Origin of the sequence: Sphingomonas pokkalii (genome assembly GCF_003096275.1) — a bacterium.
Taxonomy (GTDB): Bacteria; Pseudomonadota; Alphaproteobacteria; order Sphingomonadales; family Sphingomonadaceae; genus Sphingomonas; species Sphingomonas pokkalii.
On sequence record NZ_QENQ01000001.1, the window covers coordinates 1735799 to 1756172 of the forward strand.

The following is a 20374-nucleotide window of genomic DNA, read 5'->3' on the forward strand; positions in this document are numbered from 1 at the left end:
CCATTGGATGACGGGTGTTACGAGTCAGTTCCTTGCAGGTACGCGTACGGTTGCGACAGCCTGCGCCGCCATGCCCTCGCCGCGGCCGGTGAAGCCGAGGCGTTCGGTGGTCGTCGCCTTCACGCTCACCTGTCCCGGATCGAGACCAAGGATCGCCGCGATCGAGGCGCGGATCGCCTCACGGTGCGGGCCGATCTTGGGCGCCTCGCAGATCAGCGTCAGGTCGATGAAGTCGAGGATGCCGCCCTCGGCCGCCACCAGCGTGGCGGCATGTTCGAGGAAGCGGGCCGAGGCCGCGCCGCGCCACTGCGGGTCGCTGGGGGGAAAGTGCATGCCGATATCGCCCGCGCCGATCGTGCCGAGCAGCGCGTCGGTGATCGCGTGGAGCGCTACATCGGCGTCGCTATGCCCTGACAGGCCCTTGCTGTGCGGAATGCGGACGCCACCCAGCCACAGCGCCTCGCCCTCGGCAAATCGGTGGACGTCATAGCCGGTGGCGGTGCGGACGCGCATCGCCGAGGCCAGCCGCGCCTCCGCGGCGGCGAAGTCGGCGGGATGGGTGATCTTTTCGAGCATGGGGTCTCCGGGGACAAGGGCGACCTGGCCGCCGACTGCCCGCAGCATCTGGGCGTCGTCTGTCGCCTCCTGCTCGGCGGGCCAGCGGCGATGGGCGTCGAGAATGGCGTCGAAGGCGAAGGCCTGCGGCGTCTGCACGCGGTAGAGCCGGTCGCGCGGGACGGTGTCGCCGATCACGTCGCCTGCCCCGCGCACCAGTGTGTCGGCAACGGGAAGGGCCGGGATCGCGCCGCCTTCCGCATCCAGAATGGTCAGCAGATCGTCGATCACGCGGGCCGGCAGGAAGGGGCGTGCGGCGTCGTGGATCAGGACATGGCTGAACCCTCCGGCGAGCAGCGCCTCCAGACCGTTGCGCACAGACTCGCGCCGGGTGGCGCCGCCGGTGACGAAGGGCGTGGTGCCGAGCGCCGCTTCAAGCAGCGCCTCCTGACCGGCGCCGATCACGGTCAGCACCACGTCGATCTTCGGATGACTGGCGAGCGCCTGATGGGCGTAGGCGAGCAGCGGCTTTCCGCCGAGCAACGCATATTGCTTGGGCACGCTGCCCCCGGCGCGGGTGCCGCTGCCGGCGGCGACGAGGATGGCGGCGGTCCTGAACGCGGTCATGGCGGAGCGCCTAGCGAAGTTTGCGGGGCAGGGGTAGGGCCGCGGTCCCCCGGCAACGCTATGTCATAGCGGCTGGGCGGGGCGCGGATTTCTGCGACCTTGCTCTTGCCGCACGGTATCGCTACATCGCCTGCCTGATTTTCAGGCAGAATTGATGCGCGAACTCGCCCCCATCCAGATCGGCCCCGTGCGGGTCGAAGCCCCGGTGCTGCTTGCGCCGATGACAGGCGTGACCGACCTGCCGTTCCGGCGGGCGGTGCGGCGCTTCGGCTCGGGCCTCAACGTCACGGAGATGATCGCCAGCGCCGCCGCGATCCGTGAGACGCGGCAATCGGTGCAGAAGGCGGCCTGGGATCCGATCGAGGAACCGGTGTCGATGCAGCTGGTCGGCTGCACCCCGCACGAGATGGCCGAGGCGGCCAAGCTCAACGAGGATCGCGGTGCCGCGATCATCGACATCAACATGGGCTGCCCAGTCCGCAAGGTGACCAACGGCGATGCCGGCTCCGCACTGATGCGCGATCTCGACCATGCCGGTGCGATCATCCGCGCCTGTGTCGACGCGGTTCAGGCGCCGGTGACCGTCAAGATGCGGATGGGCTGGGACCATGACAGCCTCAACGCCCCCGACCTCGCGAAGATCGCGCAGGACCTCGGCGCCAAGCTGGTGACGGTCCATGGCCGCACCCGCAACCAGATGTATCGCGGCTCGGCCGACTGGAGCTTCGTGCGCCGGGTGAAGGATGCCGTCTCGATCCCGGTGATCGTCAATGGCGACATCTGCTCGGTGGCCGATGCGCGTGAGGCGCTGGCCCAGTCGGGCGCGGACGGCGTGATGATCGGCCGCGGCGCCTATGGCAAGCCGTGGATCCTCCGCCAGGTGATGGACGCGCTGACGGGCAAGGGCGACAAGCCCGAGCCGTCGATCGAAGAACAATATCGCGTCATTACCGAGCATTACATCGAGACGCTTGCCCATTATGGGAACGAGGTGGGCGTCAACATGATGCGCAAGCATCTCGGCTGGTACACCAAGGGGCTGCACGGCTCGGCCGAGTTCCGCAACAAGGTGAACCAGGTCGTCGATCCGGTGAAGGTGCTCGACATGCTGGCGGAGTTCTACGAGCCGTGGCTTTCCCGCGCGGCGGCCTGAGGCGGTTTCGCCCCCAGGCCGTAGAAGGACCGAGCTTCGCCGAACTGTTTGGCGCGCTGCCAGTGGCGGTGCTTGTCCTGGATCCCGATGGGCGCATCGCCCATGCCAACCCTGCCTGCGAGGTGCTGCTCAACCATAGCGAGACCAGCATGGTCGGCCAGCCCTACGACGCCGTCCTGCTGCCTCCCGAGGACTATGCCGGGCGCCAGGAGGGGCGCGGCTTTGCGGCGTTCGACGCAGAGATCGAGGCGGTGCGAGGCACGCGGCTGCGCGTGGACTTCCTCGAGACGCAGGTGCCGGATCATCCTGGCTGGCGGATCGTAACGCTGCACCACGCCCCCCAGGCGCGCAGACTGGCGCACGGGCTGGATCGCACCGCCGGCGCGCGCGCCGCGATCGGCGCGGCGGCAATGCTGGGGCACGAGATAAAGAATCCGCTCTCCGGAATCCGCGGCGCGGCGCAGTTGCTTCAAAGCGGCGGTGATCCCGAAAGCAACGAAGAACTCACCCGCCTTATCACGACCGAAGTCGACCGCATCGCCGCGTTGATCGATCGGATGCAGGATTTCACCGATACGAGGCCGCTCGACCTGGCACCAACCAATATCTACCCGTTGCTCGATCATGCCCGCCGCGTCGCGCTGGCAGGTTTCGCGCGGTCGATCGCGATCGAGGAATGGTTCGATCCCTCGCTGCCACCGGTGCTGGTCGATCGCGATGCGTTCTTGCAGGTCCTGCTCAATCTGCTGAAAAACGCCGCCGAGGCACTCAAGGATCATGCCCACCCCCGCATCATTCTTTCGACCGCCTTTCGCCATGGCATGTCGGTAAGCGTCGGCGCCGGCCAGCCGCGTCGGCCGCTGCCCATCGAGATCTGCGTGATGGACAACGGCCCCGGCGCCCCGGCGGACATCGCCGAGCATTTGTTCGAGCCGTTCGTGTCGGGCAAGCCGGAGGGCAAGGGGCTTGGGTTGCCGCTCGTCGAGAAACTGGTGCGGGATATGGGCGGCATCGTCCAATATGCCCGCGAACGCGAACCGGAGGTGACGGTGTTCCGCATTCTTTTGCCGAGGGCCAGCGCATGACGCCAGGCTCGGTTCTTGTCGTCGATGACGATGCGGCGATCCGCACCGTCGTTGCCGCCGCGCTGAAACGGGAGGGGCATCGTGTTGCCACCGCCGCAAGCGTCGCGGAGTTGCGGCGTGCGCTGACGACGGGGATGCCCGATGTGCTGGTAACGGACGTGGTGTTGCCCGACGGCAATGGACTGGACGTTGTTTCCGGCCTGATGGCAGCCCATCCGACATTGCCCGTTATCGTCTTCTCCGCGCAGAACACGCTGGCAACGGCGGTACGGGCGACCGAAGTCGGCGCGTTCGATTATCTGCCGAAGCCGTTCGACCTCGACGTTCTGACGCAGGCGGTACAGAGTGCGATCGCGCGCGGCCGCCGGCGCCCCGCGGACCAGCCGGATGCCGAACAAGATGGCGGCCCTTCGTTGATCGGCCGTTCGCCGGCGATGCAGGAGGTCTATCGGGTCATCGCCCGCGTCGTTTCCAACGACCTGACGGTGCTGATCAGCGGCGAATCCGGTACTGGCAAGGAACTGGTGGCCAAGGCCATTCATGATCTGGGCCCGCGCCGTCGTGCGCCGTTCGTGGCGCTCAACATGGCGGCAATTCCCCGCGAACTGATCGAGGCGGAGTTGTTCGGCCATGAGCGCGGTGCCTTCACCGGCGCGCAGGCGCGCGTCGCCGGCAAGTTCGAGCAGGCCGCCGGCGGTACGCTGTTTCTCGACGAGATCGGCGACATGCCGATGGATGCGCAGACGCGGCTGCTACGCGTGCTCCAGTCGGGCGAGTTCACCACCGTGGGCGGTGCGCGCACGATTCGCGCCGACGTACGGATCGTGGCGGCGACGAACAAGGATCTGGGCCAACTGGTCCAGGTCGGCCAGTTCCGAGAGGACCTGTTCTACCGCCTCAATGTCGTGCCGATCAGCCTGCCGGCGCTGCGCGAGCGCCGCCAGGATATTCCGCTGCTCGCCCGCCACTTCCTCGATCGTGCCGCCGAAGATGGTTTGCCGCGCAAGCAACTCGATAAGGATGCGGTTGTCTTGCTCGAGACGCTCGACTGGCCGGGGAATGTGCGCGAGCTCGAAAACCTGATGCGCCGGCTGGCGGCATTGTCGCGCGATGAGTGGATTGACGCCGCCGCACTCCGCCGTGCCCTGGGCGAAGGAGCGAATGCGGCACCGACCGCGCGTGATGCAGGCATTGAAACGGCCATCCGAACCCGACTGGAACGCATTGCGCTCGAGGAGCCGACGGCGCTGGATGATGGCACGCTGTACGATCGCATTATCGGCGAGGTGGAACGTCCGCTGATCGAAATGATGATGGCGCGCCACCAGAATAATCAGCTGCGCACTGCAAGGGCGCTGGGCATCAATCGAAATACGCTTCGCAAGCGATTGGATACATTGGGCATTGGATCGGGGATTCGCGTCGAGGATTGAGCAGGCGGCCGGGCCGTTCAGGCATATCCAGGGCGAGTGCCATCCCTTTCGCGGGGAAAGACCGGCGGCGATGCTGCGTCCCGTCCGGCCTTTCCCACGATTGATGCCGCCGAGACACGTTTACACCAATTTATGTGTTCTTTCGGCCACAATCGGCGTGTATCAAGGTCGCAATGGACGGCGCAGATCCAACGAGTCTTGATCCTGCACAGGATTGGTCACGCTCTGGCAGGGTGGTTCGGCTGGTCGAACTCCTCGTGCTGTCCCTCGCGCTAGCGACACCCGTCATCACCTATTGGTTCATCGGGCATCAATCGAACCAGCAGCTGTTCAGCCCTGGCATTGCGGCAACGCTGCTGCTGATCAACCTGCTGCCCTATGTCGCGCTGATCGTGTTGATCGGAAGGCGCATCGCGCTGAACCGCACGGCGCGCTCGGCGCTGGCCGGCGGCGGCAGGCTGCATGTTCGCCTGGTGGCGGTGTTCACGCTGATGGCGAGCGTGCCGATCGTGCTGACGGTGATCGCGGCATCGATCATGTTCCAGTCCGGCATCCAGCTGTGGGGATCGCAGCGGGCCAGGGCGGCGCTGGATACCGCCTCGGCGATATCGAAGGAAGGCAAGACACTCGTTGCCAGCCGCTGGACGCTCGAAGCGCGAACGATGGTGCATGATCTTGTCGAAAGCTGGCCGGAGATAACGCCGCAATCCCCGGTGTTCCAAGATTGGTACCTGCGGCAGGTCGTATATCGCGGGCTATCGCAGTCGGTTCTGTTTCGCGTTGTCGATGGCAACAAGGTGGATGTCATCTATTCACTTCAGGCGCCCTCGGCATCGGTTTTCGCGCGAAGGGTTTCGTCCAGCGTGCTGAAGGTCATGAAGGACGGCGAAAGTGCGACGAACTTCGACTCCGAGATGCTCTGGGTCGTCACGCCAATCGATCGCTCCACCAATCTGTTCCTGTACGTCGCCACACCTACCAACGTGGACTTCCTCAATCGCCAGAATGTGGCGGCGGATCTGATCGGACATGAATTCAGCGCGCTGATTGCGCGATCCCGCGCGCTGCAGCTCCAGTTCAACGCAGTGCTTTTCGGTGTCGCGCTGTTGATCGTCGGCATTGCGACCTGGATTGCGCTGGCGGTGGCCGATCGCCTCGTCCGGCCCGTGGACCAGCTCGTCAAGGCTGCCGGGCAGGTGGCGGACGGCGATCTCTCAGCCCGTGTGCCGACACCGGAACGGATCGACGAAATCGCCACCCTCGGCATTGCGTTCAACAGCATGACCGAACGCCTGAGCGCGCAGACCAACGCGCTGGTAACCGCGAATGCCCAGCTCGACAGCCGCCGTGCACTGATCGAAGCGGTGATGTCCGGGGTGTCTGCGGGGGTGATCGCAATCGGGGCGGACCATCACGTTCGACTGATCAACGCCTCTGCTAACGCCCTGCTGCGCCACAAGGCTGAGGACGCGGTAGGAAAGCCGCTCCATGCGCTCGCGCCGGAACTGGATGCGTTGCTTGCCAGCGGTAGTCGCGAGGGAATTGTCCAGATCGCCAGCGACGGGGATGCCCGCACCCTGGCCGTCAAGATCACCTCGGACGAGGGGGGGCAGGTTCTCACCTTCGACGACATCACCCAGCAGTTGAACGACCAGCGACGTGCGGCCTGGGCGGACGTGGCCCGCCGTATCGCGCATGAGATCAAGAACCCGCTGACGCCGATCCAGCTCGCCGCGGAACGTCTCCAGCGGCGCTATGGCAAGCAGGTGGATCAGAGCGACGGCGTATTTGCCCGTCTCACCGACACGATCATACGCCAGGTCGGCGATCTGCGGCGGATGGTCGATGAATTCTCTTCCTTCGCGCGGATGCCGAAGCCGGTATTCCGTCGTGAGTCGCTGCTCGATATCGCACGACAATCGATGTTCCTGCACGAGGTCGCGCATCCTGCGCTACGCTTCACGCTCGACGCACCGGATCCGGCACCGACGTTGATATGTGACCGTCGGCAGATCGGCCAGGCGCTGACCAACATCGTCAAGAACGCCGTTGAAGCGATTGAGGCGCGCACCGATGCGGCCGGCGGCGACGGCAGTTCGGTACAAGGAGAGGTGCACCTCTCGATACAGGCGGGCGCAGACGACAAGCTGGTGCTGACCCTCGCCGACAATGGCGTGGGCCTCCCGGTAGAACGCGACCGGATCGTCGAACCCTATATGACGACGCGCAGCCGCGGCACGGGTCTCGGGCTTGCGATCGTCAAGAAGATCGTCGAGGAACATTGCGGCACGATCGCCTTTGCCGACCGCCCCGGCGGCGGCACGCTCGTGACGCTTTGCTTCGATACTGCGATGCTCGCCAGCGTCGCCCTCACCGATACGCCGGACGATGCGAAGGATTCGCGGCCGGCGATGCTCACCCGAACCGGAAGCAGAATATGAGCCTGGACATTCTCGTCGTCGATGACGAACGCGACATCCGCGAACTGGTAGCCGGCGTCCTCGAGGACGAAGGCTATGATACCCGCAATGCCGCCGATAGCGATTCTGCACTGGAAGCGATTGCCGAACGGCGGCCGAGCCTGGTGCTTCTCGACGTGTGGCTGCAAGGTTCCAGGCTCGACGGGCTTGAACTGCTGGATGAGATCAAGCGCCGCGATCCCTCGATCCCGGTCCTGGTGATTTCCGGCCATGGCAATCTCGACACCGCGGTCGCGGCGATTCGGCGTGGCGCCGCCGACTTTATCGAAAAGCCGTTCGAAGCCGAGAGGCTGTTGTTGATGGTTGCGCGTGCGACCGAAACGGAACGGCTCAAGCGCGAGGTTGCATCGCTGCGCGCGGTGGCGGGGCGGGGTACCGATCTCCACGGGGCGTCCAGCGCGATCAACTCCGTTCGCGCGACGCTGAAGCGCGTCGCTTCCACGGGTAGCCGCGTGCTGATTACCGGCGGGGCCGGGGTGGGCAAGGAGATCGCCGCCCGGCTGCTTCACGGCTGGAGCCAGCGTGCCGATGCCCCCTTCGTGATCGTCAGTGCGGCGCGCATGACGCCCGATCGCGTCGACGAGGAACTGTTCGGGGTGGAAGAAGGCGGTGACCTCGTTCGTCCCGGCCTGCTCGAACAAGCCCATGGCGGCACATTGTTCCTTGACGAGATCGCCGACATGCCGGTCGCCACGCAGGCGCGTATCCTGCGCGTGCTGACCGAGCAGAGCTTCAGCCGCGTGGGCGGCACCCGGATCGTGAAGGTGGATGTCCGCGTGGTTTCCGCCACGGCACGCGACCTGATGGCGGAAATTGGCGCCGGGCGGTTCCGTGAAGACCTGTATTATCGGTTGAACGTCGTACCGGTACCGATCCCGCCGCTGAGCGATCGTCGGGAAGACATTCCCGCGCTCGTCGAGCATTATGTCGCACATTACGCCGCCGAGCGGCGCGTGCCGACGCCGGAGATCGCCGCGGATGCGATGGTGGCGCTGCAAAGCTATGACTGGCCGGGCAATGTGCGGCAGCTTCGCAACGTCGTGGAACGAACCGTAATCCTTGCTCCCGGGGACAGGATCGGCCGCATCGACGTGGATCTGCTGCCGCCGGAGGTGTTGGGCCGCCAGGGCGAGGGCACGAACAGCATGGCATCCAACGCAATCATGGGGGCGCCGCTCAAGGAGGCCCGCGAGAGCTTCGAGCGCGAGTATCTGCGCGTGCAGATCCGGCGCTTCTCCGGCAACATTTCACGCACCGCGAGCTTCATCGGCATGGAGCGATCGGCGCTGCACCGGAAACTCAAGCTGCTTGGCATCACCGATGCCCGCGACGATTGACCTTACCGATAGACGATGCGCACGCGCGCTTCGACGGTGTAGCCCTTGATATAGGTCGGCATGCGCATCGCGGTATCGTGCCACACGGGGATGGCGGCCTGCTTGCTGCCTTCGATCAGGATGGCGGATGCGATCGGGCGCCCCAACTCCTGATAGAGGCCGATTTTCGAACTCGCGCACCCGCCGATCACATCGAACATGCCGGTAACGAAGATCGATTCCGATTGCCGGGCGATCGCCCAGCCGACACGGCACTGGACCTGCAGGTCGCCGAGCCGCAGGTCACTACCGCTTGTGTTTGGCGATAGCACCCAAGGGCGGATACGCAGCGCCTTTGGGCGACCGACATGGACCAGGTGCCAGCTATTGCCGGCGACCTCCGGGATGGCGATCCGGTGATCCTCCCCTATCGTTAGCGGGATGCGGGTGTGACCATCGGAAAGTGCGAGCGACACGCCCGCCAGGGAAGGATCGCCCTGACGCGCGGACACTTCGAACCACAGGCGACTTTGGGGCGCAAAAAAAGGCCTATGCTTGCGGAAGGCCTTGAGTGCTGCCTCAAATTGCTTGCCGTTGAGCGGATAGTCACGGCTTGAAGCGGTAACGACGATGTCGTTTTCGGCGTTCCTATCGTTTTGCTGGTTGCCCGCTTCGATCGGAAGAACGGGCGCGAGTACTAGCGATAGTATTTCGAACATTCCAATCTCTCCTGGACTGTCCGGTGAGTGCAACATCGAATATTGTCCAAATATCGGCACCTGCAGGACGGCATGATGTCCGTAGTCGGATTGGTAGGGCGAGACATGAAGCGCCGCTATGGACGCAGCGCGGTAAACGTCCTAGATTGTGTCCCGGCGCCGGGGTGGCGCCGACCCTGACGCCGGGAACGGCGCATCGCGGGACAAATCCCGCCAAGAATAAAAGGAGCCAACCATATGGCAGAGAAGCAGACTTCGCTTCAGGACCTGTTCCTAAACTCGTTGCGCCGGTCGAAGACGCCGGTCACGATGTTCCTTGTGAAGGGCGTCAAGCTCCAGGGCATCGTCACTTGGTTCGATAATTTTTCGGTGCTGCTCCGCCGCGACGGCCAGTCGCAGCTGATCTACAAGCATGCCATTTCGACGATCATGCCATCGGGCCCGATGGATCTGGCCGCGCTGCTCGACGCGGCCGGCGAATATCAGCACAAGAACCCTGTGTTGCAGGAAATCTTCCTCAACGCCGTGCGCAAGGCGCAGGAAAATGTTACCATGTTCCTCGTGAACGGCGTGATGCTTCAGGGGCAGATTGCGGCGTTCGACCTGTTCTGCATGCTGCTCCAGCGCGAAGGCATGGCCCAGCTGGTGTACAAGCACGCCGTCTCCACCATCCAGCCCGCGCACCCGCTGAACCTCGCCGAGGAAACCGCCGGCGGCGACGGCGATTGATCCCCGCATGAGCACTGGTTTCGAGCGCGACCCCGACGAATTCGCGCGGGGCGCAAGGGCGCTCGTCGTCTATCCGGATATGGGGGGGAGCTCGCGCGACTCCGAGGCGCGGCTGGAGGAAACCGCCGGCCTCGCCGCCGCGATCGGCATCGACGTGGTCGAACGGGCTGCCGTTCGGCTGCGCCAGCCCAAGCCGGGCACGCTGATCGGCTCGGGTCAGGTGGAAGCCCTGGCCGAGACGGTGCGCGACGGCGAGCTGCAACTCGCGGTGTTCGACGCGGCGCTGACGCCGGTGCAGCAGCGCAACCTCGAGACCGCGCTCGGCTGCAAGGTGATCGACCGCACCGGCCTGATCCTGGAGATTTTCGGCGAGCGCGCCCGCACGGCGGAAGGCCGGTTGCAGGTCGAGCTCGCCCATCTCGACTATCAGGCGGGCCGGCTGGTGCGCAGCTGGACCCATCTTGAGCGCCAGCGCGGCGGCTTCGGCTTCCTTGGCGGCCCGGGCGAGACCCAGATCGAAGCCGACCGCCGGCTGATCCGCGACCGCATGGCGCGGCTGCGGCGCGAGCTCGATCAGGTCAGCCGCACCCGCACGCTCCATCGCGATCGGCGCCAGCGGGCGCCCTGGCCGGTAGTAGCGCTGGTCGGCTATACCAATGCCGGCAAGTCGACGCTGTTCAACCGGCTGACCGGGGCCGAAGTTATGGCGGAGAACCTGCTCTTCGCCACGCTCGACCCGACGCTGCGGCAGGTCTCGCTACCCGGGATCGACAAGGCGATCCTGTCGGACACGGTGGGCTTCGTTTCCGAGCTGCCGACCCAATTGGTCGCTGCGTTCAAGGCAACGCTGGAAGAGGTGGTGTCGGCCGACCTGCTGATCCACGTCCGCGACATCGCCCATCCCGACAGTGAGGCGCAGCGCGTCGATGTCGAGAAGGTGCTCCAGGAGATCGGTGTTTCCGAGCAGACGCCGCGTTTCGAAGCGTGGAACAAGCTCGACCTGCTCGATGACGAGCGGCGGGAGGATGCGCTGGCCGATGCGGCGCGGCGCGAGGATGTGCGCGTGTTGTCGGCGCTGACCGGGGAGGGCGTGGACGCGCTGGTGGAAGGCGTCGCGGCCCGGCTAACCGAGGGGCATCGACGCTACACGCTGCGGCTCGATCCTGCGGACGGTGCGGCAGCGGCATGGCTGCACCAGCACGGCGAAGTGATCGACCAGCACATCGAGGATGAGCAGGCGGTGTATGAGGTACGGATGGCGCCGCGTGATTACGAGCGGTTCGTCACGCGAGGGTAGGGGCGGGTGTCGTGCCGATCGCGACGCCCATCGCCGGCCATCTCGTCTCAGCCGCGCTTCACCGCCTGCCAGAGCGCTTCCTTGCCGTCGAGATCCAGGCCGACAAAAGCCTCCCCTGCGCGCATCTCCATCGCCTTGAACCCTCGTTCGAACTTGCCGTTCGCCGCCCGTAGCGCCGCTTCGGGATCGACGCCCAGCTTGCGGGCATAGTTGACCACCGCAAACAGCAGGTCGCCCACTTCCTCGGCGCGATCTTCGTCGTTCTCGGCGGCATCGATCTCCGCCAGTTCCTCGAAGATTTTCTCCAGCGCACCCGAAGCATCCGGCCAGTCGAAACCGGTGCGCGCCGCGCGCTTCTGGAGCTTTTCGGCACGCAGCAGCGCCGGCAGGCCGATCGCAACCCCATCGAGCGCGCTGCTTGCTCCCTTGGCGCCGCGCTCTTCGGCCTTGATCGTTTCCCAAAGGTGGTGCCCGCCCTCGGCGACGTCGCCGAAGATATGCGGGTGGCGGCGTTCCATCTTGTCGCTGATCGACGTTACCACATCCGCCAACGCGAATTCTTTGGCCTCCTCGGCGATTCGGCTGTGGAAAACGACTTGGAGCAGCAGGTCGCCCAATTCGTCCTTAAGGTCGGCGATGTCGGCGCGCTCGATCGCGTCCGCCACCTCATAGGCTTCCTCGATCGTGTAGGGGGCAATGGTTTCGAACGTCTGCGCAACGTCCCATTCGCAACCATGCTCTGGATCGCGCAGACGCGCCATTATCGCCACAAGACGATCGATGCCGGTGGGGGACGTCATGAAAAAGGCCTCCTGCGCGCGGTGTACGCGGACAGGAGGCCCATGAAGGTCGCGCGCGGCTTAGGCAAGCCGCGCGAGGCTATCAATCGAGGCGGCGCCCCAGTTCCTTGTTGAAATAGAGCGCGATCAGCGTGCCGGCAGCGCCCGAGAGCAGGTACAGGCCCGAAGCGATCACCCCCCAATTGGCCGCCAGCAGCAGTGCCGCCAGCGGTGCGAAGCCGGCACCGAACAGCCAGGCAAGATCGGAGGTGAGTGCCGCACCGGTATAGCGTGCCCGCTTCGGGAAGTTGCTGGCGACTGCGCCTGAGGACTGGCCGAACGCCAGGCCGAGCAGGATGAAGCCGAGGACCATGAACACGACTTCGCCGGCATTGCCCAGTTCCAGCAGCTGCGGTGCAAAGCCGGAATAGGCGGCGATCGCGGCGGCGGTATAGGCGAGCAGCGACCGGCGACCGATGCGATCGGCCAGCAGGCCCGAGATCACGATCGCGACCACGCCGCACGCCGCCGCACCGACTTCAATCCACAGAAAACGGGTCAGATCTTCGGTGGTGTAGAGGGCGATCCACGAAAGCGGGAACACGGTCACCATGTGGAACAGCGCGAAGCTGGCCAGCGGCGCGAAGGCGCCGATGATGATGTTGCGCCACTGCGCCTTGATCGTCGCGGTAACACGCGAAGGCGTAAGTTCGCGGCTTTCGAACAGTTTCACATATTCGGGCGCGACCACCATGCGAAGACGCGCGAACAATGCGACGACGTTCAGTGCAAAGGCGACGAAGAACGGATAGCGCCAGCCCCAGCTCATGAAATCGGCGGAATCAAGCGCGCCCAGGAAATAGGCGAACAGGCCGCTCGCCACGATCAGCCCGAGCGGGGCACCGAGCTGCGGCACCATCGCATACCAGCCGCGGCGATCGGCAGGCGCGTTGAGCGCCAGCAGCGAGGCAAGCCCATCCCAGGCCCCCCCCAAAGCGATGCCCTGCGCAATACGCAGCGCCGCGAGCATCACCGCCGACCATGTTCCGATCGCGGCATAGCCGGGCAGAAAGGCCATGGACACCGTGGCGGTACCCAGCAGGAACAACGCGAGCGTCAGCTTGGCGCCGCGGCCATGTCTGCGGTCGACGCGCATGAAAATCTGCGTCCCGATCGGCCGGGCGATAAAGGCGAGGGGGAAGAGCGCAAACGACCAGAGCGTACCCGACACCCGGTCCAGATAGGGAAAGACCAGCGCGGGAAACACCAGAACCGACGCGATCGCATAGACGAAGAAGTCGAAAAATTCGGACGTTCGTCCTATGATCACGCCGATCGCGATATCGCCGGGGCGGAGGTGATCGTCACCGTGCGAGGTGTTGATCAGGCGGGCGTCATGTTCGATCCGAGTCGAACCAAGCTGAGCATTGGCCATAGGTTATGTGTACCGCAAAGCCTTTGGGAAAGCACCTAGGGAATGTCGCGGGTTGCAGCCATAGGACAAATTGTCCTATTTCGCACCTGCACAACAATCCCTAACTCGCGGCCGCTATGTTTCGATCCATGCCCCCCTTCCGTCGCGCCCTTCGGCCGACGGCCTTGATCGCTACGCTCGCCGCCCCGCTGGTTCTAGGCGGGTGCGACCTTGTGGTGATGAACCCCTCCGGCGACGTTGCGCGTCAGCAGGCTGACCTGATTCTCTGGTCGACCTTCCTGATGCTGCTCATCATTGTTCCGGTGATGGCGCTCACGGTGCTGTTCGCGTTCAAATATCGCGCCAGCAACCGCGATGCCGAGTATCAGCCCGACTGGGATCACTCGACTCGTATCGAGCTGGTGATCTGGTCGGCGCCGCTGCTGATCATCATCGCGCTTGGCGCGCTCACCTGGCTTGCAACGCACAAGTTGGATCCATACCGGCCGCTCGACCGTATTGCGCCGGGCAAGCCGATCACGGCGAATGACAAGCCATTGGAAATCCAGGTGGTGTCGCTGGATTGGAAGTGGCTGTTCATCTATCCCGAGCAGGGCATCGCCACGGTGAACGAGCTGGTGCTGCCGGCGGACCGGCAGGTCCGATTCCGCCTGACCTCGTCGAGCGTGATGAACACCTTCTACGTTCCGGCGCTGGCAGGCATGATCTACACCATGCCGGGCATGGAGACGAAACTCCATGCGGTGATGAACAAGGTCGGCAGCTTCGAAGGCGTGAGCGCCAACTATAGCGGCGCCGGCTTCTCCGACATGCGCTTCCCGACGCTTTCGGTCGATCCTGCCGGTTTCGAGCAGTGGGTTGCGAAGACCAAGGCGAGCGATACCGCTCTCGATGCCAGCGAATATCTCACGCTCGAAAAGCCGAGCGAGAAGGTGCCGGCGATGCATTTCGGCACGATCGAGGCCGGGCTGTTCGATCGCATCGTTCAGATGTGCGTGAAGCCGGGCAGCACCTGCACGTCGCACATGATGCACCATGGTTCGGGTGCCCAGCAGGTCGCACCTCCGGTAAACGACAAGCCGGGCGAGGGCGCGGATGGCGCCCTGATGAAGTCCCCGGATGAGATGAAGACCAGTCCGCACCTGATGCACCCGCACGGCGCTCCCGCCGGCAAGAGCGAACCCGGCGCGGAATCGAACCGTAACATGACCCGCATGGACGCGCCGGCCTATCCCGGCCGCGCGGCGGCGGGCGAGGCTTGAGCACTGCCATGTCTGAGACTTTGACCAAGATGATCTTCGGTCGGCTCTCGCTCGAGAGTCTGCCGTTGCACGAGCCGATCGTCGTCGCGACCTTTTGCGGCGTTGCGATCGGCGGCATCGCGCTTCTCGGCGCGCTGACCTATTTCCGCCTGTGGGGCTATCTCTGGAAAGAGTGGTTCACCACCGTCGATCACAAGCGCATCGGCATCATGTACATGGTGCTGGGCTTGGTGATGCTGCTGCGCGGCTTTGCCGATGCGATCATGATGCGTGCCCAGCAGGCGATGGCGTTCGGCGCCAACGAAGGCTATCTGAACGCGCACCATTACGATCAGATCTTCACCGCGCACGGCGTGATCATGATCTTCTTCGTCGCCATGCCCTTCGTCACCGGCCTCATGAACTTCGTGGTGCCGCTGCAGATCGGCGCGCGCGACGTCAGCTTCCCGTTCCTGAACAATTTCAGCTTCTGGATGACGGCGGCGGGTGCGGCGCTGGTGATGGCCAGCCTGTTCATCGGTGAGTTCGCGCGGACCGGCTGGCTGGCGATGGCGCCGCTCTCGGGCCTCGACTATTCGCCGGATGTCGGCGTGGACTATTATATCTGGGCCTTGCAGATCGCGGGCGTGGGTACCTTGCTGTCGGGCGTCAACCTGGTCGCCACCATCGTCAAGATGCGCGCGCCGGGCATGGGCCTGATGAAGATGCCGGTCTTCACCTGGACCGCGCTCGCCACCAACATCCTGATCGTCGCGGCCTTCCCGGTGCTCACCGCCGTGCTCGCGATGCTCAGCCTCGATCGCTATGTCGGCACCCAGTTCTTCACGAACACCGGCGGCGGCAACCCGATGATGTACGTGAACATGATCTGGATCTGGGGTCACCCGGAAGTGTACATCCTGATCCTGCCCGCGTTCGGCATCTTCTCCGAAGTCACCTCCACCTTCTCGGGCAAGCGCCTGTTCGGCTATACCTCGATGGTCTACGCCGTGCTGGTCATCACCATCCTGTCCTACCTCGTCTGGCTCCATCACTTCTTCACGATGGGCTCGGGCGCGAGCGTGAACAGCTTCTTCGGCATCACCACGATGATCATCTCGATCCCGACGGGTGCGAAGATCTTCAACTGGCTGTTCACCATGTACAAGGGCCGCATCCGCTTCGAACTGCCGATGATGTGGACGATCGCCTTCATGCTGACCTTCGTGATCGGCGGCATGACCGGCGTGCTGCTGGCGGTTCCGCCCGCGGACTTCGTGCTGCACAACTCGCTGTTCCTGGTCGCGCACTTCCACAACGTGATCATCGGCGGCGTGCTGTTCGGCCTGTTCGCCGGCATCAACTACTGGTGGCCCAAGGCGTTCGGCTTCAAGCTGGACAAGAAGTGGGGCCTGGTCTCCTTCTGGTGCTGGGTGGTGGGCTTCTGGGTGGCGTTCACGCCGCTCTACGTCCTCGGCCTGATGGGCGTGACCCGCCGTCTGCGCCACTTCGAGGATCCGAGCCTGCAGATCTGGTTCGTCGTCGCCGCGATCGGTGCCGCGATCATTGCGGTCGGCATCGCCGCCTTCCTGCTCCAGATCTTCGTCAGCATCCGCAACCGCGAGGCGCTGAAGGACGAGAGCGGCGATCCGTGGAACGCACGCACGCTGGAATGGGCGACGTCGTCGCCGCCGCCGGCGTACAACTTCGCGTTCACGCCGATCATCCGCGACCTGGATGCCTGGTATGACATGAAGGCGAACAACGCGAAGCGGCCGGTGGCTGGCTTCCTGCCGATCCACATGCCGAAGAACACCGGCGCCGGCATCATTCTCGCCGGGTTCTCGCTGGTCTTCGGCTTCGCGATGATCTGGTATGTCTGGTGGCTTGCCGCCGCATCGTTCCTGGGTCTGGTCGTCACCGCGATCGCCCATACCTTCAACTATGATCGCGACTTCTACATCCCCGTGGAAGAAGTGACCGAAACCGAGAATGCGCGCACCCAGGTGCTGGCGCGGCTGGGAGCTTGAGGCGATGAGCGCCACGACTGTACAAACGGGTGACACGCCCGTCTTCTACCAGCTCGAGGAGGAGCATCACGAACCCGGCGGCAGCACGCTGCTCGGCTTCTGGATGTACCTGATGAGCGACTGCCTCATCTTCGCGATGCTGTTCGCGGCCTGGGGCGTCTATGGCACCAGCTTCGCGGGAGGTCCGACCTCCCACGAACTGTTCAAGCTGCCGCTGGTCGCGGTGAACACGGCGATGCTGCTGTTCTCCTCCATTACCTACGGTTTCGCGATGATCGCGATGCAGGAGAAGCGCCAGGGTGCCGTGCAGGCCTGGCTGGCGCTGACCGCGGTGTTCGGCGCGGCCTTCCTCTGCATCGAGCTCTACGAGTTCTCGGAGCTGATCCATGAAGGTGCGGGGCCGTGGCGCTCGGCGTTCCTCTCGTCCTTCTTCACCCTGGTGGGCACGCACGGCCTGCACGTCACCTTCGGCCTGATCTGGCTGTTCACGCTGATGGTGCAGGTGGCGCGCAAGGGCCTGATCCCGGCCAATGTCCGTCGCCTCCAGTGCCTGTCGCTGTTCTGGCACTTTCTCGACGTAGTCTGGATCGGCGTCTTCACCTTCGTCTATCTGTTTGGAGCCATGCGATGAGCGCGGACACCCACGGCCATCACCACGGCCATGATCACGGCCATGACGCGCCGCATTCAACCCGCGGCGGCTACATCACCGGCTTCCTGCTCTCGGTCGTCCTCACTGCTATCCCGTTCGGGATCGTGATGGGCGGCTGGATCGCCGACACCCGCGTCGCGGTCGCGATCTGCGCAGGCCTGGCGATGGTGCAGATCGTCGTCCACATGATCTACTTCCTCCACATGAACAGCAAGTCCGAGCAGGGCTGGACGCTGATGGCGCTGATCTTCACGGCGATCATCGTCGTGATCGCGCTCACCGGCTCGCTGTGGGTCATGTACAACATGAACCTCAACATGATGCCCGGGATGGCTTCCGGCGCCGGCATGTGAGCCGGCCAGCTTCCCGCAACTGGATGGCGATCGCGCTCCTGCCGCTGATCGCCATCCTGCTCGGCCTCGGGATCTGGCAGGTCGAGCGACGCAGCTGGAAGCTGGCATTGATCGACCGGGTGGAGCAGGGGCTGGCCAAGGCGCCGGCTCCCGCACCCGGCCCTACCGAATGGGCCGCCATCGATGCGAACGCAGCCTATCGCAAGCTACGCGTTACCGGCCGCTATATTCCCTGCCGCACCAAACTGGCTCAGGCCGTCACCGATCTCGGCGCCGGCAAATGGGTGATGACCCCGCTGCTGTCCGATCGCGGTTTCACCGTTTTCATCAATCGCGGGTTCCTGCCCGATGGGCAGACCTTGCCGCCGTGCAAGACGGTCGCCAACAGAACGGTGGTCGTTACCGGTCTGCTGCGCCTGAGCGAACCCAAGGGAGGTTTCCTACGTGCCAACGATCCCGCCGCGGATCGCTGGTACGCGCGCGATGTTCAGGCGATGGGGCAGGGGCTTACCAGGCTCGCTCCCTATTTCATCGACGCCGATCGTAGCGGAGACGGCTGGCCGCGCGGCGGCATGACCGTCCTTCGCTTCAGCAACAGCCATCTGGTCTATGCGCTCACCTGGTTCGGCCTCGCGGTTCTTACCGCTTGGTTCGCGTGGCGAGCCTGGCATGGCCGGGATACCGCATGAATCCATCGGCGCCGGAAGACGCGGCACGCCGCAATCTTCTGCTTCTGGTTCAGCTTCGCTGGCTGGCCGTACTGGGCCAATTGACGACAATCCTGGGGGTGCATCTCGCCTTCGGTGTGCGGTTGCCGCTAGTGCCGATGCTTGCGACGATCGGCGTGCTGGTCGTGCTCAATCTCGCAATGTTCCCGGCGCGCGCGCTGCGCCCGGCCAGCAACGCCCAGGTTCTGGCCGGTTTGCTGGTCGACGTCCTGTGTCTCACCGTCCTGTTGTACCTTAGCGGGGGGGCGACCAACCCGTTCATTTCCCTATATCTGCTGCAAGTCGTTCTCGGCGCGGTGTTGCTCGAAACCGGGTCGAGTTGGGCGCTCGTGCTGCTGACCAGTGCTGCCTTCGCCTTGCTGGCGCTGGTGCACCGTCCTCTCACGCTGCCGGTGCCGCTCGCGAGCACTCTTTCCGGCCCCTTCCTGTTCGCGCTGTGGTTCAACTACACGTTGACCGCGACGCTGGTCGTCCAGTTCGTAACCCGTATCGCGCGGAACCTGCGCGATCGGGACGCCCGTCTGGCGGAACTGCGGCAGCGCGCCGCGGAAGAGGAGCACATCGTGCGGATGGGCCTTCTTGCCAGTGGGGCTGCGCACGAACTGGGCACGCCGCTGGCATCGCTTTCCGTCGCGCTTGGCGACTGGCGCGCGGATGCGAAGATCCGCCGCGATCCGCAGCTGAGCGCCGAAGTGACGGATATGCAGACGGAAGTCGCACGGTGCAAGGCGATCGTTGCCGGTATCCTCTTTGCCGCGGGCGAAGTGACGGGAGAGGCACCCGAACGCACCACCTTGCGCCGCTTCGTGACCGGGCTGATCGAGCATTGGCCGCGGAACGACAGCGTCACGTTGGACTATCGCGTGCCGAGCGATCTGCCGATCGTCGCGGATCGCGCGCTCGGTCAGGCGATCGTCAATCTCCTGGACAACGCGATCGAGGCGGGCGCCTCGCGAATCCGCCTCGCAATAAGCACGACGGAAGATGTGCTGGCACTCTCGGTACGAGACAATGGGAACGGTTTCCCCGATGCCATCCTACAACGGATCGGCCAGCCCTATAACAGCAGCAAGCTACGGCAGGGGGCAGGGTTGGGGCTGTTCCTGGCGCATAATGTGCTCCGCACGCTTGGGGGCGCGGTCGAGGCGTGCAATCTCGATGGCGCTGGCGCGGAGGTTGTCTTGCGCGTACCGCTTCGCGCGCTTGCACTCGAGGATACAGATACAGGCGAATGAGCGACCACAGGCTGTTGATTGTCGAGGATGACGCGGTTTTCGCACGAACGCTGGCACGATCGTTCGAACGGCGCGGCTACATGGTGGAGGTGCTGAACGGACCGGACGACGTGGAGTCCGTCGCCCTGCGCCTCCAGCCGGATCGCGCGGTGGTGGATCTGCGTCTGGGCGGAAGTTCCGGGCTTGCCTGCGTCAAGCAACTCCATGCGTTGGCGCCAGAGATGCGCATCGTCGTCCTGACCGGGTTCGCCAGCATCGGAACGGCAGTGGAAGCGATCAAGCTAGGTGCGACCAACTATCTGATGAAACCCGCCAATACCGACGATATCGAAGCAGCGTTCGAGCGGGTGGAGGGGGATGTCGAAACCGAACTGAAAGCCCGACCGACCTCGATCAAGACGCTCGAATGGGAACACATCCACCAGACGCTGGCAGATACAAATTACAATGTCTCCGAAGCGGCGCGACGACTAGGCCTGCACCGCCGCACGCTTGCCCGGAAGCTGGACAAGAAACACCTCTGACAT

General features: G+C 64.5%; 18 protein-coding genes. 14 read left to right on the plus strand and 4 right to left on the minus strand.

Annotated features, from left to right (window positions below; all coding sequences use genetic code 11):
* Window positions 1-24: 24 nt before the first annotated feature.
* Window positions 25-1182 carry a bifunctional 2-C-methyl-D-erythritol 4-phosphate cytidylyltransferase/2-C-methyl-D-erythritol 2,4-cyclodiphosphate synthase gene (locus DD559_RS07865; protein ID WP_116468693.1) on the minus strand — a complete coding sequence of 386 codons (1158 nt, stop codon included), beginning with the start codon at window positions 1180-1182 and terminating at the stop codon, window positions 25-27.
* A 154-nt stretch (window positions 1183-1336) separates the two neighbouring features.
* On the opposite strand from DD559_RS07865, the gene dusB reads away from it, so the two are divergent.
* The 5 genes from dusB to ntrX all read left to right on the plus strand — a co-directional run bounded on the left by dusB (window position 1337) and on the right by ntrX (window position 8670).
* Entirely contained in the window at window positions 1337-2335 is a 999-nt protein-coding gene (gene dusB, locus DD559_RS07870; RefSeq protein ID WP_116468694.1) for a tRNA dihydrouridine synthase DusB, read from the plus strand.
* Window positions 2311-3420 carry a two-component system sensor histidine kinase NtrB gene (locus DD559_RS07875; RefSeq protein ID WP_116468695.1) on the plus strand — a complete coding sequence of 370 codons (1110 nt, stop codon included), beginning with the start codon at window positions 2311-2313 and terminating at the stop codon, window positions 3418-3420. Before dusB ends, DD559_RS07875 begins: the two co-directional genes overlap by 25 nt.
* Complete coding sequence (ntrC, locus tag DD559_RS07880) at window positions 3417-4853, plus strand: nitrogen regulation protein NR(I) (RefSeq protein WP_116468696.1); 1437 nt, start codon at window positions 3417-3419, stop codon at window positions 4851-4853. The genes DD559_RS07875 and ntrC overlap by 4 nt, the downstream gene beginning before the upstream one ends.
* Before the next feature lie 173 nt (window positions 4854-5026).
* Window positions 5027-7294, plus strand: coding sequence for a sensor histidine kinase NtrY-like (locus tag DD559_RS07885; protein ID WP_116468697.1), 2268 nt, complete (start codon window positions 5027-5029; stop codon window positions 7292-7294).
* Window positions 7291-8670, plus strand: coding sequence for a nitrogen assimilation response regulator NtrX (gene ntrX / locus DD559_RS07890; protein ID WP_116468698.1), 1380 nt, complete (start codon window positions 7291-7293; stop codon window positions 8668-8670). The genes DD559_RS07885 and ntrX overlap by 4 nt, the downstream gene beginning before the upstream one ends.
* A gap of 2 nt (window positions 8671-8672) precedes the next feature.
* Here the strand turns inward: ntrX and DD559_RS07895 are convergent, their stop codons facing one another.
* The gene (locus DD559_RS07895) at window positions 8673-9368 is read right to left on the minus strand and encodes a hypothetical protein (RefSeq protein ID WP_116468699.1); all 696 of its coding nucleotides are present in this window, start codon (window positions 9366-9368) and stop codon (window positions 8673-8675) included.
* A 237-nt stretch (window positions 9369-9605) separates the two neighbouring features.
* Between DD559_RS07895 and hfq the strand changes: the two genes are divergently transcribed.
* Both hfq and hflX read left to right on the plus strand, forming a co-directional pair.
* Window positions 9606-10097 (plus strand): RNA chaperone Hfq, encoded by a 492-nt coding sequence (gene hfq, locus DD559_RS07900; RefSeq protein WP_116468700.1) that lies wholly within the window; start codon window positions 9606-9608, stop codon window positions 10095-10097.
* A 7-nt stretch (window positions 10098-10104) separates the two neighbouring features.
* A complete protein-coding gene (hflX, locus tag DD559_RS07905; protein ID WP_116468701.1) occupies window positions 10105-11394 on the plus strand; it encodes a GTPase HflX in 1290 nt (429 codons plus the stop codon).
* Window positions 11395-11441: 47 nt separating this feature from the next.
* Here hflX and mazG read toward each other — a convergent pair whose 3' ends face one another.
* Together mazG and DD559_RS07915 are read right to left on the minus strand one after the other, a co-directional pair.
* Window positions 11442-12194, minus strand: a complete 753-nt coding sequence (gene mazG / locus DD559_RS07910; protein ID WP_116468702.1) for a nucleoside triphosphate pyrophosphohydrolase — start codon at window positions 12192-12194, stop codon at window positions 11442-11444.
* Window positions 12195-12276: 82 nt separating this feature from the next.
* A complete protein-coding gene (locus DD559_RS07915) occupies window positions 12277-13608 on the minus strand; it encodes an MFS transporter (protein WP_116468703.1) in 1332 nt (443 codons plus the stop codon).
* Window positions 13609-13736: 128 nt separating this feature from the next.
* On the opposite strand from DD559_RS07915, the gene cyoA reads away from it, so the two are divergent.
* From cyoA to DD559_RS07950, 7 genes are read left to right on the plus strand one after another with little or no spacing between them, the layout of a single operon-like run.
* Window positions 13737-14870 carry a ubiquinol oxidase subunit II gene (gene cyoA / locus DD559_RS07920; protein WP_116468704.1) on the plus strand — a complete coding sequence of 378 codons (1134 nt, stop codon included), beginning with the start codon at window positions 13737-13739 and terminating at the stop codon, window positions 14868-14870.
* Window positions 14871-14878: 8 nt separating this feature from the next.
* Window positions 14879-16879: a cytochrome o ubiquinol oxidase subunit I gene (gene cyoB / locus DD559_RS07925; RefSeq protein ID WP_116468705.1), complete on the plus strand. Its 2001-nt coding sequence runs from the start codon at window positions 14879-14881 to the stop codon at window positions 16877-16879.
* A gap of 4 nt (window positions 16880-16883) precedes the next feature.
* Window positions 16884-17510 carry a cytochrome o ubiquinol oxidase subunit III gene (cyoC, locus tag DD559_RS07930; protein ID WP_116470789.1) on the plus strand — a complete coding sequence of 209 codons (627 nt, stop codon included), beginning with the start codon at window positions 16884-16886 and terminating at the stop codon, window positions 17508-17510.
* Window positions 17507-17884: a cytochrome o ubiquinol oxidase subunit IV gene (gene cyoD, locus DD559_RS07935; RefSeq protein WP_116468706.1), complete on the plus strand. Its 378-nt coding sequence runs from the start codon at window positions 17507-17509 to the stop codon at window positions 17882-17884. The genes cyoC and cyoD overlap by 4 nt, the downstream gene beginning before the upstream one ends.
* A gap of 23 nt (window positions 17885-17907) precedes the next feature.
* The gene (locus tag DD559_RS07940; protein WP_116468707.1) at window positions 17908-18573 is read left to right on the plus strand and encodes an SURF1 family protein; all 666 of its coding nucleotides are present in this window, start codon (window positions 17908-17910) and stop codon (window positions 18571-18573) included.
* Window positions 18570-19847, plus strand: a complete 1278-nt coding sequence (locus DD559_RS07945; protein ID WP_116468708.1) for an ATP-binding protein — start codon at window positions 18570-18572, stop codon at window positions 19845-19847. Before DD559_RS07940 ends, DD559_RS07945 begins: the two co-directional genes overlap by 4 nt.
* Window positions 19844-20371, plus strand: a complete 528-nt coding sequence (locus DD559_RS07950) for a response regulator transcription factor (RefSeq protein ID WP_116468709.1) — start codon at window positions 19844-19846, stop codon at window positions 20369-20371. Before DD559_RS07945 ends, DD559_RS07950 begins: the two co-directional genes overlap by 4 nt.
* The last annotated feature ends 3 nt before the right edge of the window (window positions 20372-20374 follow it).

Coding starts and splice junctions, on each gene's coding strand:
- DD559_RS07865 (WP_116468693.1), bottom strand. CDS start 1,182: ATGACCGCGTTCAGGACCGCCGCCATCCTCGTCGCCGCCGGCAGCGGC.
- dusB (WP_116468694.1), top strand. CDS start 1,337: ATGCGCGAACTCGCCCCCATCCAGATCGGCCCCGTGCGGGTCGAAGCC.
- ntrC (WP_116468696.1), top strand. CDS start 3,417: ATGACGCCAGGCTCGGTTCTTGTCGTCGATGACGATGCGGCGATCCGC.
- DD559_RS07885 (WP_116468697.1), top strand. CDS start 5,027: ATGGACGGCGCAGATCCAACGAGTCTTGATCCTGCACAGGATTGGTCA.
- ntrX (WP_116468698.1), top strand. CDS start 7,291: ATGAGCCTGGACATTCTCGTCGTCGATGACGAACGCGACATCCGCGAA.
- DD559_RS07895 (WP_116468699.1), bottom strand. CDS start 9,368: ATGTTCGAAATACTATCGCTAGTACTCGCGCCCGTTCTTCCGATCGAA.
- hfq (WP_116468700.1), top strand. CDS start 9,606: ATGGCAGAGAAGCAGACTTCGCTTCAGGACCTGTTCCTAAACTCGTTG.
- hflX (WP_116468701.1), top strand. CDS start 10,105: ATGAGCACTGGTTTCGAGCGCGACCCCGACGAATTCGCGCGGGGCGCA.
- mazG (WP_116468702.1), bottom strand. CDS start 12,194: ATGACGTCCCCCACCGGCATCGATCGTCTTGTGGCGATAATGGCGCGT.
- DD559_RS07915 (WP_116468703.1), bottom strand. CDS start 13,608: ATGGCCAATGCTCAGCTTGGTTCGACTCGGATCGAACATGACGCCCGC.
- cyoA (WP_116468704.1), top strand. CDS start 13,737: ATGCCCCCCTTCCGTCGCGCCCTTCGGCCGACGGCCTTGATCGCTACG.
- cyoB (WP_116468705.1), top strand. CDS start 14,879: ATGTCTGAGACTTTGACCAAGATGATCTTCGGTCGGCTCTCGCTCGAG.
- cyoC (WP_116470789.1), top strand. CDS start 16,884: ATGAGCGCCACGACTGTACAAACGGGTGACACGCCCGTCTTCTACCAG.
- cyoD (WP_116468706.1), top strand. CDS start 17,507: ATGAGCGCGGACACCCACGGCCATCACCACGGCCATGATCACGGCCAT.
- DD559_RS07940 (WP_116468707.1), top strand. CDS start 17,908: ATGGCGATCGCGCTCCTGCCGCTGATCGCCATCCTGCTCGGCCTCGGG.
- DD559_RS07945 (WP_116468708.1), top strand. CDS start 18,570: ATGAATCCATCGGCGCCGGAAGACGCGGCACGCCGCAATCTTCTGCTT.
- DD559_RS07950 (WP_116468709.1), top strand. CDS start 19,844: ATGAGCGACCACAGGCTGTTGATTGTCGAGGATGACGCGGTTTTCGCA.